This window comes from Micromonospora sp. NPDC048839 (assembly GCF_040649915.1).
Lineage (GTDB): Bacteria > Actinomycetota > Actinomycetes > Mycobacteriales > Micromonosporaceae > Micromonospora.
Genome location: NZ_JBEZGL010000019.1, coordinates 57,999 through 71,645 on the forward strand (window position 1 = coordinate 57,999; position 13,647 = coordinate 71,645).

General features: G+C 71.0%; 13 protein-coding genes. 11 read left to right on the top strand and 2 right to left on the bottom strand.

Annotated elements, in window-relative coordinates; genetic code table 11:
* Window positions 1–16 precede the first annotated feature (16 nt).
* On the bottom strand, window positions 17–568 hold the full coding sequence (locus AB0C25_RS28610; RefSeq protein WP_357242733.1) for a Uma2 family endonuclease: 552 nt from the start codon (window positions 566–568) through the stop codon (window positions 17–19).
* Between the two features lie 183 nt (window positions 569–751).
* Between AB0C25_RS28610 and AB0C25_RS28615 the strand changes: the two genes are divergently transcribed.
* Window positions 752–1,429, top strand: a complete 678-nt coding sequence (locus tag AB0C25_RS28615) for a response regulator transcription factor (protein ID WP_357377200.1) — start codon at window positions 752–754, stop codon at window positions 1,427–1,429.
* A 68-nt stretch (window positions 1,430–1,497) separates the two neighbouring features.
* Entirely contained in the window at window positions 1,498–2,499 is a 1,002-nt protein-coding gene (locus AB0C25_RS28620; RefSeq protein WP_357377265.1) for a HAMP domain-containing sensor histidine kinase, read from the top strand.
* Window positions 2,500–2,599: 100 nt separating this feature from the next.
* Here AB0C25_RS28620 and AB0C25_RS28625 read toward each other — a convergent pair whose 3' ends face one another.
* Window positions 2,600–3,103, bottom strand: coding sequence for a hypothetical protein (locus AB0C25_RS28625; protein WP_357377201.1), 504 nt, complete (start codon window positions 3,101–3,103; stop codon window positions 2,600–2,602).
* Window positions 3,104–3,155: 52 nt separating this feature from the next.
* On the opposite strand from AB0C25_RS28625, the gene AB0C25_RS28630 reads away from it, so the two are divergent.
* From AB0C25_RS28630 to AB0C25_RS28670, 9 genes are all read left to right on the top strand, one after another.
* Window positions 3,156–4,388 (top strand): DUF4173 domain-containing protein, encoded by a 1,233-nt coding sequence (locus tag AB0C25_RS28630; RefSeq protein WP_357377202.1) that lies wholly within the window; start codon window positions 3,156–3,158, stop codon window positions 4,386–4,388.
* Between the two features lie 44 nt (window positions 4,389–4,432).
* Complete coding sequence (locus AB0C25_RS28635; RefSeq protein WP_357242746.1) at window positions 4,433–4,846, top strand: hypothetical protein; 414 nt, start codon at window positions 4,433–4,435, stop codon at window positions 4,844–4,846.
* Entirely contained in the window at window positions 4,847–6,487 is a 1,641-nt protein-coding gene (locus tag AB0C25_RS28640; RefSeq protein ID WP_357377203.1) for a cation acetate symporter, read from the top strand.
* Window positions 6,488–6,831: 344 nt separating this feature from the next.
* On the top strand, window positions 6,832–7,596 hold the full coding sequence (locus AB0C25_RS28645) for an ABC transporter ATP-binding protein (protein ID WP_357377204.1): 765 nt from the start codon (window positions 6,832–6,834) through the stop codon (window positions 7,594–7,596).
* The gene (locus AB0C25_RS28650; RefSeq protein WP_357377205.1) at window positions 7,581–9,284 is read left to right on the top strand and encodes an ABC transporter permease; all 1,704 of its coding nucleotides are present in this window, start codon (window positions 7,581–7,583) and stop codon (window positions 9,282–9,284) included. The genes AB0C25_RS28645 and AB0C25_RS28650 overlap by 16 nt, the downstream gene beginning before the upstream one ends.
* Before the next feature lie 444 nt (window positions 9,285–9,728).
* Complete coding sequence (locus tag AB0C25_RS28655; protein WP_357377266.1) at window positions 9,729–10,358, top strand: flavin reductase family protein; 630 nt, start codon at window positions 9,729–9,731, stop codon at window positions 10,356–10,358.
* A gap of 173 nt (window positions 10,359–10,531) precedes the next feature.
* Window positions 10,532–10,897 carry a DUF485 domain-containing protein gene (locus AB0C25_RS28660; RefSeq protein ID WP_357377206.1) on the top strand — a complete coding sequence of 122 codons (366 nt, stop codon included), beginning with the start codon at window positions 10,532–10,534 and terminating at the stop codon, window positions 10,895–10,897.
* Complete coding sequence (locus tag AB0C25_RS28665; RefSeq protein ID WP_357377207.1) at window positions 10,875–12,566, top strand: cation acetate symporter; 1,692 nt, start codon at window positions 10,875–10,877, stop codon at window positions 12,564–12,566. The genes AB0C25_RS28660 and AB0C25_RS28665 overlap by 23 nt, the downstream gene beginning before the upstream one ends.
* Window positions 12,567–12,650: 84 nt before the next feature.
* Window positions 12,651–13,628, top strand: a complete 978-nt coding sequence (locus tag AB0C25_RS28670) for an NAD-dependent epimerase/dehydratase family protein (protein ID WP_357377208.1) — start codon at window positions 12,651–12,653, stop codon at window positions 13,626–13,628.
* Window positions 13,629–13,647: the final 19 nt, after the last annotated feature.

A 13,647-nucleotide genomic window follows, 5' to 3' on the forward strand; every position in this document is an offset into this window, starting at 1 on the left:
AGGTTCCGGGCGATGGTCAGAAGATGTCGGCCAGCGGCAGGGCGAGGGGGAACGGCTGCTCGGTGCGGTAGACCTCATCGACCGGGAGAACGGCCTGCTCGCGGTAACCACCCGCGCCGTTCGCCAGCACGGTCAGAGTCTGCTTACGGGGCTCGACCAGCCAGTAGAGGGGAATGCCGACGGCCGCGTACTCGTGACGTTTCAGCACCAGGTCTCGGCCCGCGTTGCTCGGTGAGATCACCTCGACGACGAGGAGCACGTCGGCCGGGTCGAGCGCGGCACCGCCGCTGTCCAGTGCGCTCTCACCGGCGACGAAGAGATCCGGCACGAAGTACGACGAGCGCTTGGCACTGACACCGATGTCCTGACCGACGAGCACACCGGCCGGGGCCTGCCGGTCGAGGATCCGGCGGAGGCGATTGGCGACGGCGCCGTGGAAGACGTCCGCATGGGGGGACACGAGCAGACTCCCGTCGAAGATCTCATAGACCTGGTCGTCCTCGGGGAGGCTCTGGAGGTCGTCCACCGTCCAGGCGTCGCCCCAGCCGGGCCGGGCGGGGTTCGTCACCGTCACACCTCCTCTCTACCGGACCACCCTGACAGCTCATCCGGTCGTCCACAACGAGCCTCGGGAGTTCACCCACGCCAGCCGGCACGGTCACGGAGTTATCCACAGGCGTGAACGGTTCTCCACAGGTTGTTCACAATGCAACCCACTGATCTCCACGGGGGCTCCCTACAGTCGTCACCCATGAGGGAACGCCGGATACTGGTCGTCGAGGACGAACGGACCATCGCCGACTCCATCGCCGCCCGTCTGCGGGCCGAGGGTTTCGCGGTGCAGGTCGCGGCGGACGGACCCAGCGCCGTCGAGCGGTTCCGCACCGGTCAGCCGGATCTCGTCGTCCTCGACGTGATGCTGCCCGGCTTCGACGGCCTGGAGGTGTGCCGCCGGATCCAGGCCGACCGGCCGGTGCCGGTGCTGATGCTCACGGCCCGGGACGACGAGACCGACCTGCTGGTCGGGCTCGCGGTCGGCGCGGACGACTACCTCACCAAGCCCTTCTCGATGCGTGAGCTGGCCGCCCGGGTGCACGTCCTGCTGCGGCGGGTGGAGCGGGCCGCGGCGCCGACGCCGCCCGCGATCCGCCTGGGCGACATCGAGATCAACGAGGCCGAGCGGCGGGTTCGCCGGAACGGTGCCGACGTGCACCTCACCCCCACGGAGTTCGATCTCCTCCTCCACCTCGCCGGGCGGCCCCGCACGGTACTCCCGCGGGAACGGCTGCTCGCCGACGTGTGGGGATGGGCCGACGGGAGTGGCACCCGCACGGTGGACAGCCACATCAAGGCGCTGCGCCGCAAGCTCGGCGCCGACCTGATCCGGACCGTGCACGGCGTCGGGTACGCCCTGGAGGTGCCCGCGTGACCGGTCGGCTGCTGGACTGGCTGGAGCGGGCGTTACCCCGTCCACTGGACCCGGTCCGCTCGATCAAGATGAAGCTCGGCGTGCTGCTGGTCGCCGCCTGGGCGGTGGCCATCGGTTACTTCTGGTACGGCATCGGATGGCTCCCGCCCGGCACGGCGGTCACCAGCATCTGCATCGCGCTTGTCACCTCGCAGGTGCTCGCCCACGGAATGACCTCGCCGCTGCGCGAGATGACGGCGGCCGCCGGTGCGATGGCCCGTGGCGACTACACCCGGCGGGTACGCGCAACCTCCCGCGACGAGGTCGGCGAGCTGGCTCAGGCGTTCAACAAGATGGCCGAGGATCTGCACGCAGCGGACCAGCGCCGACGTGAGTTGATCGCCAACGTCTCGCACGAGCTGCGGACGCCGATCACCGCGTTGCAGGGCGTGCTGGAGAACATGGTGGACGGGGTGGCCGACCCCGAACCGGCGGCGCTGCGCTCGGCGCTGTCGCAGACCGAGCGGCTCGGGCACCTCGTCGCCGACCTGCTCGACCTGTCCCGCCTCGACGCCGGGGTGGTGCCGCTGCGCCGGGTACGCATCGACGTCAACGACTTCCTTGATGAGGCGGTGGAGCACGCCACCGCCAGCGCGTCCGGAGCGGCGCTGGACGTGCGCTTCGAGCTCCGCGAGCTGCCGGCGCCGCTGACCGTCCACGCGGACCCGTGGCGGCTGCACCAGGTCTTCGCGAACCTGCTCGACAACGCGGCGCGGCACAGCCCACCGGGGGGCACGGTGCGGCTGAGCGCCGAGGAACACGCCGACCAGCTCCGCTTCGAGGTCAGCGACGAAGGCCAGGGCATTTCACCTGGCGAACGGTCCCGGGTCTTCGAACGGTTCACCCGCGGCGACCGGTCCGCCGGTGGCGGGACCGGGCTCGGCCTGGCCATCGCCCGCTGGGTCGTCGAACTGCACGGTGGTCGGATCGCTGTCCTCGACCCCGTCAAACCGCACCGGGTCGATCGGCCCGGCTGCCGCATCCAGGTCACCATCCCGAGCGACGGGCCACATCGGAAAGAGGTCGCATGACCAGCCCTGGCACCACCCCGCTTCCGGCCACCGGACCGACCGGACCGCAGGTACTCCCGCCGCCGGTCAGACCGGGTCCGGCCGCCGCACCGGCCGCCGGTCAGCCCCAACCATGGCCGGCCGCGCCGGTCGCACCCAGGCCACCGTCGGCGATCGCGCGGCGTTGGCCGGGGCCGTCCGGCTCCGTCCGTCCGCTGGTCCTGGCGGCGTTGACGGCGGCGGCGGTCGTCGGCGCGGCCACGCTCACGATGGTTCGTCCTGGCCTCGGCTGGCTGGTGGCCACGCTGGCCGGCACCGCCGCCCTGGTCACCGCCGCGGTCGTACGTCCCAGGTCAACGCTCCCGCCGGTGGGCGGCACCGCGCCCAGCCCCGCAGCGGTCGGGCCGACGACGCCGACCGCCACCGCCACGGCGGCCCCCGTCACCACGCCAGCACCGACCACCACCGGGCCGGCACAGCCAACCGGCAACACGCCGGCACGACCGACCGGGAGCACGCCACCGCCGAGCACCACACCGGCGGCGACGGCGACCACTCCGGCACGGCCGACGGCGACCACTCCGGCACGGCCGACTGCGGGGGCGGCCACCCGTCCCGGTGCCACGGGGGCACCGGGACGGGCGGCACAGATCGCCTGGGCCGTCGCGACGATCGCGTTGGTCGCCGTCGGCACGGTCCGCGCGGCCGGCTGGCTGTTCGCGCTCTGCCTGGTCGCGGCCGCGGCAACCGGGACGTTCGCGGTGACCGGCGGGCGAAGCCCGCTCGGGATGCTGGTCGCCGCGACGCTGCCGCCGGCCGCGACGGTACGGGCCCTCCCCTGGGCGGTACGCGGACTGCACGACACCCGCCCAGCCGGGGCGGGGATCGGGCTCGGGCGCGTCCTGAAGAGCGTGGCGATCTCCGCTGGTCTGTTGCTGCTGTTCGGTCTGCTCTTCTCCTCCGCCGACGCGGTCTTCGCCGACCTGGTCACGGGTCTCCTGCCCGACATCTCGCTGGACGGTGTCGTCGGCTGGTTGCTGCGTCTGGCGCTGATCGGCGGTGGCCTGCTGGGTGCCGCGTACCTGGTCAGTCGCCCACCCGACCTGGAAGGTCTGCGGCCGGGGCCGGCCCGACCGGCCCACCGGCTGGAGTGGACCCTGCCGTTGGTGTTGCTCGACACCCTGTTCGCCGCGTTCGTGCTGGTCCAGCTCACGGTGTTCTTCGGCGGGGCGGGGCACGTGCTGCGGACGGCCGGGCTCACCTACGCCCAGTACGCCCGTGGCGGCTTCTGGCAGTTGCTCGCCGTCACCGCGCTCACCCTGCTGGTCATCGCGATCGCAGCCCGCCGGGCACCGAACGCCACCCGGGCCGATCGACTGCTGGTCCGCGTACTGCTCGGCACGCTCGCCGCGCTCAGCCTGGTGGTGGTCGCCTCGGCGCTCTACCGGATGCAGGTCTACACCGACGCGTACGGCGCCACCCGCCTCCGGCTCTTCGTGACGACGATCGAACTCTGGCTCGGGCTGCTCTTCGTCCTGGTCGGGGTGGCGGTGGTGCGGCTGCGGGCGGCCTGGCTGCCCCGGTTGGTGGTCGGCACGGCGGTGCTGGCGCTGCTCGGGTTGGCCATGGTCAACCCGGACCGGTTGATCGCCGAACGGAACGTCGACAGGTACCTGGAGACCGGCCGGTTGGACGTCAGCTACCTGTCCGGGCTGTCGGCGGACGCCGTACCGGCCCTGACCCGGCTGCCCGAGCCGATGCGGGCGTGTGCGCTGGGGCAGATCGCCGCCGAGTTGCCCCGGGACGGGCTCTGGGCGACGAACCTCGGCCGGGAGAGGGCACGCCGGGACCTTGCCGCGATCCCGACGACCACCGGGGTGACGGACTGCCTCGTTGCGCGAGGCTGGTGAGCGCCACCGCTTGACAATCGCGCGCGGCGGGCAAGACTGCCGGGGTGGCCAAGCAACTCCCTGACGTGGGGTCGGGCAGTGCGGTACCGCCGCCCCGGCGGGCCCGGATCGTGCTGGCCGAGATCAGCCGGCAGGACACCCGTGCCGAGCGGACCCGCGCCGAGCTGGCCCAGCAGACCCAGGTCGGCGAGGCGCTGGTCCGCGGCCTGGTCCGGGCCCAACTGGCGCTGGCGCTGCGGCTCTCGCTGGTGGTGGCCATCGGGCTGGGTGGGCTGCCCCTGCTGTTCGCCATCGCACCGTCGCTGGGCCGGACCACCGTGGCCGACGTCAACCTGCCGTGGCTGCTGCTCGGGGTGGCGTCGTTCCCGTTCCTGATCGGGGTGGGCTGGGCGTACGTGCGGTTGGCCGAGCGCAACGAGCAGGACTTCACCGATCTGGTGCAGCGGCCGGAGCGCTGAGTGGGCAACGACTTCGTGGTCCCGGCCATCGTCGCGGTCACCCTGGTCACCGTCGGGATCGGCTTCTACGGGCTGCGGTTGGCCCGGACGACGTCGGACTTCCTGGTGGCGTCCCGGGCGATCAGTCCGACGTGGAACGCCGCCGCCATCGGCGGGGAGTACCTGTCGGCGGCGAGCTTCCTCGGCATCGCCGGTCTGGTCCTCAAGTACGGCGTGGACGTGCTCTGGTATCCGGTCGGTTTCGCCGCCGGCTACCTGGCCCTGCTGCTCTTCGTGGCGGCGCCGCTGCGCCGCTCCGGCGCGTTCACCCTGCCCGACTTCTGCGAGCTGCGGCTGGGGTCCCGTCGGCTGCGCATCCTGGCCACCGCGTTCGTGATCTTCATCGGTTGGCTGTACCTGGTGCCGCAACTCCAGGGCGCGGGGCTGACCCTGGCCACGGTCGCCGGCTCCCCGTACCCGGTCGGTGCCCTGCTGGTGGCCGCCGTGGTCACCGCCAACGTGGCGCTGGGCGGGATGCGGGCCATCACCTTCGTGCAGGCGTTCCAGTACTGGCTCAAGTTGACCGCGCTCGCCGTACCGGTGATCTTCCTGGCGTTGCAGTGGCAGGCCGACGGCCGCCCGGCGGTGACGCCGCCGGACGGGCCGACGTTCCGGACCGCGACCACCGTCGTGGTCGAGCACCGCGCGACCCTCACCCTGCCCGACGGTGACATCCGCGAGGTACGCCCCGGCGACGAGCTGACCTTCGCGGCCGGCGACCCGGTGCCGGACGTGTCCGGGGTGGCCACCGCCGCCAACGACTGGCTGCTGCCCAGCGCCGCGGGCAACGACGACCGGGGACTGTTCGCCACGTACTCGCTGATCCTGGCCACGTTCCTGGGCACCATGGGCCTGCCGCACGTGCTGGTCCGCTTCTACACCAACCCGGACGGCGCGGCGGCCCGCCGGACCACCCTTGTCGTGCTTGCCCTGGTCGGCGTCTTCTACCTGCTGCCCACCCTGTACGGGGTGCTCGGCCGGATCTACACGCCGCAGTTGCTGGTCAGCGGGCAGACCGACGCGGTGGTGGTGTTGCTGCCCGGTGCGGCCCTCGGCGACGGGACAGCCGGGCGAATGCTCGCCGCGCTGGTCTCGGCGGGCGCGTTCGCGGCCTTCCTCTCCACCTCGTCCGGGCTGCTGACGAGCGTCGCCGGGGTGATCTCGACGGATGTGCTCGGCCGGGGCTCGGTACGCGGCTTCCGGATGGCGACGGTGATCGCCGGAGCGGTGCCTACGCTGCTGGCGCTGCACGTGTCCGGACTGGACGTGTCGCAGGTGGTCGGGCTGGCGTTCGCGGTCGCCGCGTCGAGCTTCTGCCCGCTGCTGGTGCTCGGCATCTGGTGGCGTGGGCTGACCGACGTGGGCGCCGCCGCCGGTGTGGTGGTGGGCGGTGGTGCGGCGATCGGGGCGGTGCTGGTCACCGTGCTCGGGCCGCCGCTGTCCGGCTGGCCGGGCACGCTCACCACCCAGCCGGCCGCCTGGACGGTGCCGCTGGCCTTCACCGTGATGGTCGTGGTGTCGATGGCCACCCGACGGCGGGCACCGGCCGACGTCGCGGCCACCATGCTCCGCCTGCACACCCCCGAAACCGTCCGCCTCTAGACGAGTAATTCCTGGCCCAGGATGGGGTGGCGGCGCAGCCGACAGCCGGCGGTGACAGTCGGTCACCTCCGCGGGGGGCGAATGCGGTAATGAGCGGTATACCTCAGAGTCATATTCATACCTCTGAGGTATACCGCTCACCAGCACATCGGCATGGCGGGCAGCCACAGCGGAAGGCGGACACCCATGTGCTCGACATCTTCCGGCGGCAAGAACCGCACCCACGGCAGCACGGTCGGCAAACATCAGCACCAGGTCAGGCGCGGCGTGTCCACCTTCAGGATGGTCGCTTATCCGCCTGCCGCTGGACGGCGAGACTGGCGATCGACGGATAACGTCAGCGCATGACTGTTGCGCACCCCGCGCTCGCACTGCGTGGCCTGGCCAAACGCTTCGACGGCACGATCGCGGTGGCCGGCGTCGACCTGGACGTCCCCGCCGGCTCCTTCTACGGCCTGCTCGGCCCGAACGGCGCTGGCAAGACCACCACCCTGTCGATGGCGGTCGGGCTGTTGCGACCGGACGCCGGCTCGGCGTGGGTGCTCGGGCACGACGTCTGGCAGGACCCGGTGACCGCCAAGCGGTTGCTCGGCGTCATGCCCGACGGGGTTCGCCTGTTCGACCGGCTGACCGGGGCGGAGTTGCTGGCGTACAACGGGTTGTTGCGGGGGATGGACCCGACGGTGGTCGACCAGCGGGCCGCGGAGTTGCTTGACGTGTTGGCGCTCGGCGATGCCGGCCGGACGCTTGTGGTGGACTACTCGGCGGGCATGAAGAAGAAGATCGGCCTGGCCTGCGCGCTGCTGCACGGCCCTCGGGTGCTGGTGCTGGACGAGCCGTTCGAGGCCGTCGACCCGGTCTCCGCCGCGCTGATCCGGGACATCCTCACCCGTTACGCGAGCGGTGGCGGCACGGTGATCTTCTCCAGTCACGTGATGGAGGTCGTCGAGCGGCTCTGCTCGCACGTGGCGATCCTGGCCGGCGGCACCATCAAGCGGGTCGGCACACTTTCCGAGGTACGCGGGGACCGCTCGTTGGAGCAGGTCTTCGTCGAGGTGGTCGGCGGTCGCACCGCGACCGGTGAGGAGCTGTCGTGGCTCTCCCAGTGAGCGCCGCCGCCGAGCCGTCCGCGCCGGTGCGGCAGGTCTCGGCCCGGCACTTCGCGCGGCTCAAGCTGCGGGTGATGGGCAACAGCTTCCGGGGCCAGGGCTGGCGGATCGCCCTGTTCATCGGTGGTGCGGTGGTCGGGCTCTGGTTCGCCGTCAGCGGCTTCTTCCTCTTCGCCGCGCCCGGCCTGGCCGGCGACGGCACGTACGCGGTGCTCATCGCGGCGGCGGGCGGCGGGCTGCTGGTGCTCGGTTGGCTCCTCCTACCGCTTGTCTTCTTCGGTGTGGACGAAACCCTGGACCCGGCCCGGTTCGCGCTGCTGCCACTGCCCAGCCGGACGTTGGTGACCGGCCTGTTCGTCGCGGCCCTGATCAGCGTGCCGGTGCTGGCGGTGCTGGTCGCTTCGTTCGGGCTGGTGCTCACCGCCCTGTCCCTGGGCGGTTGGTCGGCCGGTTTGGTCGCCATCGTCGGCGTGCTCGCCGGCCTGCTGCTCTGCGTGGCCGCCAGTCGGGCGGTGACCAGCGCATTCGCCAGCATGTTGCGGTCCCGTCGGGTCCGTGACCTGGCGGCCGTGCTGCTGGCGGTGACCGCCGCGCTGCTCGGGCCGTTACAGGTGTTCGGTCTCGCGGCGCTGCGCGAGGCGGACTGGGACCGGCTGAACGGGGTGGCGACGGTCATCGGCTGGACTCCGCTCGGGGCGCCCTGGACCGCCGGCATCGACGTGGCCCAGGGACGGGTCTGGGCCGCACCGGTCAAGTTGCTGATCACGGCGGTGGCGATCGCTGCCCTGCTGCTCTGGTGGTCCCGGTCGCTGGAGTCGGCGATGGTGGGTGCGGTGAGCGCCGGCAAGGCGCCGGTGCGTCGCGAAGCCACCGGCGGCGCGGTCGAGCAACTGTTCCCCAAGTTCGCCGGCTGGGCGCGGCGGGACCGGTTCGGTGCGCTGGTCGCCAGGGAGGCCCGCTACTGGTGGCGGGACGCCCGCCGCCGAGCCAACCTGATCACGATCGCGGTGGTCGGCATCTTCGTACCCGTGTTGATCAACGTGACCGGCGGGGACTTCGCGGTCGAGAGTGACGCGGGGTTCACCTCGGCTGCCGCCGACAGCTCACCGGTCGTGGTCACCATCTCCATGCTCCTCGTGGGCGTGCTCGCCTCGGTCACCCTGGCCAACCAGTTCGGCTTCGACGGCAGCGCGTACGCGGCGAACGTGGTGGCCGGCGTGCCCGGCCGGGTGGAGCTGCGCGCCCGCATGGTGGCCTTCTCGCTGTACGTGCTGCCGATGCTGGGGTTCGTCGCGGTGGTGCTGTCGGCACTGCTCCGCCGACCGGAGTGGATCGGGCTCACCATCGGCGGCCTGGTCGCCACCTACGGTGCCGGGCTGGCGGTGAACAGCCTGATCTCGGTGCTCGGGGCGTACTCGCTGCCGGAGACGAGCAACCCGTTCGCGATGAACAGCGGTGCCGGCGTGGCGAAGGGGCTGCTCACCCTGGTGGCCATGCTCGCCTCGGTGGTCGCGGCGGTGCCGATGGTGGCCGCTGCGGCACTGCTCGGCGACGCCTGGCTCTGGCTGGCACTGCCGGTGGGGGCGGCGTACGGGTTGGGGGCGGCGCTGCTGGGCGCGTACCTGGCCGGCGACGTGCTGGACCGCCGTCAGCCCGAGTTGCTGGCCACGGTCACGCCGCGCCGTTAGCCGACGCGCCGGCCGGAGGCCTGAGAGGTGTCGGCGACGAAGCCACGCCAGGCGGCCGGCGCGAAGGTGAGGGTCGGCCCGGAGCGATCCGCCCCGGTGGGCGAACGGTTGCCGCTGGTTGCGGATGCCGCCGGGAAGGGTGTCATCACCACGAGCGGTATACCTCTGTGTCATAAATATGCCCCAGAGGTATACCGATTGTTCGGGCATCGCCCTCCGGCCGGCGGACCGCGCCGCAGCCGGTGGGCACCACCGCCGCGCCGGGACGGAGCGCTGAGGTGACCCGGCGGCACCTGCCGATGCGCCCGCTCTGGCGGTGTCGCGGCTGCGGCGCGCTCTGGCCGTGCCAGCCGGCGCGCTCTGGCCGTGCCAGCCGCGCGGCTGACGCTGCTCGCCGAGTACCGGCACGACCGCGTGGCGCTGCTGATCTACCTGGGTGCCCTGATGACGGAGGCGGGTGATCAGCTCGCCCGGCTCGGTGGCCGACCCACCGACCTGCACGAGCGCTTCGTGGGCTGGGCACGCGGTCGGGGCGGCACAATGTTTCACGTGAATCAAGAACCGGGTGCCGAGATCCATTCCACCGACCCGTTCGCGGTGCCGAGCGGGCAGCGGTCGCCGGTCCGCCGACTGCGCGGTCGCCTCGCCTCGCCGGTGACGCTCTGGACGGCGCCCGGCCCGGCCGGACTGACGGTGTCGTCCACGCTTGTCGCCGAGGGAGAACCGGACCGGCTGCTCGGGCTGATCGACCGGGAGTCCGACCTCTGGGCGGCGGTGGACGAGGCAGGCCGGTTCGCGGTCACGCCGCTCGGCCCGCCGCACCGGCAGCTCGCGGACCGGTTCGCGGGCCTCTTCCCCGCTCCGGGCGGGCTGTTCGCCAACGGTGCGTGGATCGACACGCCGTTCGGGCCGGTGCCGGGGGACGCCGGCGGCTGGGCCGGATGCCGGCTGGACAACGCCCGGGAGTACGGCTGGGGCCTGCTGGTGGAGGCCACCATCGAGACGGTCGAGCTGACCGGGGAGGCGTCTCCGCTGCTGCACTACCGCGGTCGGTATCACGACCTGCCGGTCTAACGGACGCTCAACCCGACCGACCGGTCACCGGGGTGATCTGGGTCACTTGGCGCAAGCAATCAACCGCTCGGCGCACTCGTCTACCGGTGTCGATCTCAGCCTTCCCTGCCGGGGAGCGCGCTCTTTACGGTGCGCGAAACTCCTCTGACGCCTGTGAAGGTGGTGATCCACAGATGTCCACGGACACACCCACTCCGGCCGCTTCCCAGTCGGACAAGTACCTGGCCGTACAACGGTCGGACGAGTTCGCCGGGCTGCGGCGTGCGCTGCGCGGCTTCGTCTTCCCGATGACCGTCGCTTTCTTCCTGTGGTATGCGCTCTACGTCATTCTCTCCGCGTACGCCCGGGACTTCATGGGCACGAAGCTGTTCGGCAGCAACATCAACGTCGCGCTGGTCTTCGGCCTGCTCCAGTTCGTCTCCACGTTTCTGATCGCCTGGCTCTACTCCCGGTACGCGGACCGGAAGATCGACCCCATCGCGGACCGGATCCGCGCCGAGATCGGGGAGGTGACCCATGAAGACGGTCCACGCGGTTGAGACGTTCCTCGCGGCTGAGGCGGGCAACCACACTGCCCGCAACCTGACCATCACGCTCTTCCTGGTCTTCGTCGCGGTGACCCTGGGCATCACCATCTGGGCCAGCCGGCAGACCAAGACGGCGACCGACTTCTACGCCGGCGGCCGGTCGTTCTCCGGCTTCCAGAACGGCATGGCGATCGGCGGCGACTACATGTCGGCCGCCTCGTTCCTCGGCATCGCCGGCATCATCGCGCTCTACGGCTACGACGGCTTCCTCTACTCGATCGGCTTCCTCGTCGCCTGGCTGGTGGCCCTGCTGCTGGTCGCGGAGCTGCTGCGGAACTCTGGCCGGTACACGATGGCGGACGTGCTGGCCTTCCGGATGCGTCAGCGTCCGGTGCGGACGGCGGCGGCGGTCTCCACCATCACGGTGTCGATCTTCTACCTGCTCGCGCAGATGGTGGGTGCCGGCGCGCTCGTCGCGTTGCTGCTCGGCATCAAGCCGGGGACGACCTTCCTCGGCATGGACGCGTCCACCGCGAAGATCGCCACCATCATCATGGTCGGCGCGCTGATGATCATCTATGTCACCGTGGGCGGCATGAAGGGCACCACCTACGTGCAGATCGTCAAGGCGTTCCTGCTCATGGGCGGCGCGCTGTTGATGACGATCCTGGTGCTGGCGAAGTTCAACTTCAACCTGTCGGCACTGCTGGGCCAGGCGGCCGAGGCATCCGGCAAGGGCGGCGCGTTCCTCGAACCCGGGTTGCGGTACGGCGTCGAGGTCGCCGGCAACTCGACACAGACCTTCTACAACAAGGTGGATCTGCTGTCCCTGGGTATCGCCCTGGTGCTCGGCACCGCCGGTCTGCCGCACATCCTGATCCGCTTCTACACGGTGCCGACCGCGAAGGCCGCCCGCAAGAGCGTGCTCTGGGCGATCGGCATCATCGGCACCTTCTACCTGCTCACCCTGGCCCTCGGCTTCGGTGCGGCGGCGCTGGTGGGCAGCCAGGCGATCACGGCGCAGGACAAGGCGGGCAACACCGCCGCGCCGCAGTTGGCCGAAGCGCTCGGCATCGACTTCTTCGGCGGCGAACTGGGAGGTGCAGCCCTGCTGGCGATCATCGCGGCGGTCGCCTTCGCCACCATTCTCGCGGTGGTCGCCGGGTTGACGCTGGCCTCGTCGTCCAGCCTGGCGCACGACTTCTACGCGAACGTGCTGAAGAAGGGTGAGACGTCGGAGCGGCAGGAGGTACGGGTCGCCCGGATCTCCGCCCTGGTGATCGGCGCGGTCTCCATCCTCCTGTCGATCTACGCGCAGAACCTCAACGTGGCGTTCCTGGTGGCGTTGGCCTTCGCGGTCGCCGCCTCGGGCAACCTGCCGGCGATCCTCTACAGCCTCTTCTGGCGGCGGTTCAACACCTCCGGCGCGGTGTGGGCGATCTACGGCGGTCTACTCTCGGCCGTCCTGCTGGTGTTCTTCTCGCCGGTGGTCTCCGGCGCGGCGACCTCGATGTTCCCGGATCACGACTGGCAGTGGTTCCCACTGTCCAACCCGGGCATCCTCTCCATCCCGTTCGGTTTCCTGTGCGGGTGGATCGGCACGGTCATCTCCAAGGAGCACGACGAGGACAAGTACGCGGAGCTGGAGGTGCGCGCCCTCACCGGCGCAGGCGCCCACTGATCCACGCACCGAGAGGCCCCCTGTTGACGCCACGCGTCGGCAGGGGGCCCCTCGCCGTAATCGGGGGTCGGTAGGCTGACCAGCATGAAGGTTGCTGAGCGCTTCGGTTCCGGTCACCGCGTTCTCGTCACCGGCGGCGCCGGTTTCGTCCCATCGCACCTGGTGGATGCCCTCATCGCCCGTGGGTGCACGGTGGTGGCGCTCGACAACTTCGTGACCGGCTCCAAGGAGAACGTCGCTCACCTGCTGGACCGGCCGACCTTCACGCTCGTCGAGGCGGACATCTCCGAGGGTCTGCCGACCCACCACCCGGCGCTGGCCGAGCGGTTCGACGCGATCCTGCACATGGCCTCGCCGGCCAGCCCCACCGACTTCGCCCTGCTGCCGGTGGAGATCCTCCGGGTCGGCTCGGTGGGCACCCTGCACCTGCTGGAGCGCGCGGTCGCTGACGGCGCCCGGTTCCTGATGGCCTCCACCTCCGAGGCGTACGGGGACCCGAAGGAGCACCCGCAGCGCGAGACCTACTGGGGCAACGTCAACCCGATCGGCGTCCGCAGTGTCTACGACGAGGCGAAGCGCTTCTCCGAGGCCGCGACGATGGCGTACCACCGCTACCGCGGGCTCGACGCGGCCATCGTCCGGATCTTCAACACGTACGGCCCCCGGATGCGCCCGGACGACGGCCGCGCCATCCCCACCTTCATCTCCCAGGCGCTGCGCGGCGAGCCGATCACCGTGCACGGCACCGGCAACCAGACCCGCTCAATCTGCTTCGTCGAGGACCTGGTGCGGGGCATCCTGCTGCTGCTCGACTCGACCGAGACCGGCCCGGTCAACTGCGGCACCGAGCACGAGATGTCCATGCGGCAACTCGCCGAGTTGATCGTGTCGCTCTCCGACAGCACCTCGTCGGTGACCTACGTCACTCGCAGTTCGGACGACCCGGAGATGCGTCGACCCGATCTCACGCTCGCCCGCGAGCTGCTCGGCTACGAGCCGACGGTGGCGCCCGAAGATGGCCTGGGACGCACGATCGCGTACTTCCGGGAGCGGCTGGGATAACCAGATCGTCGACGCCACC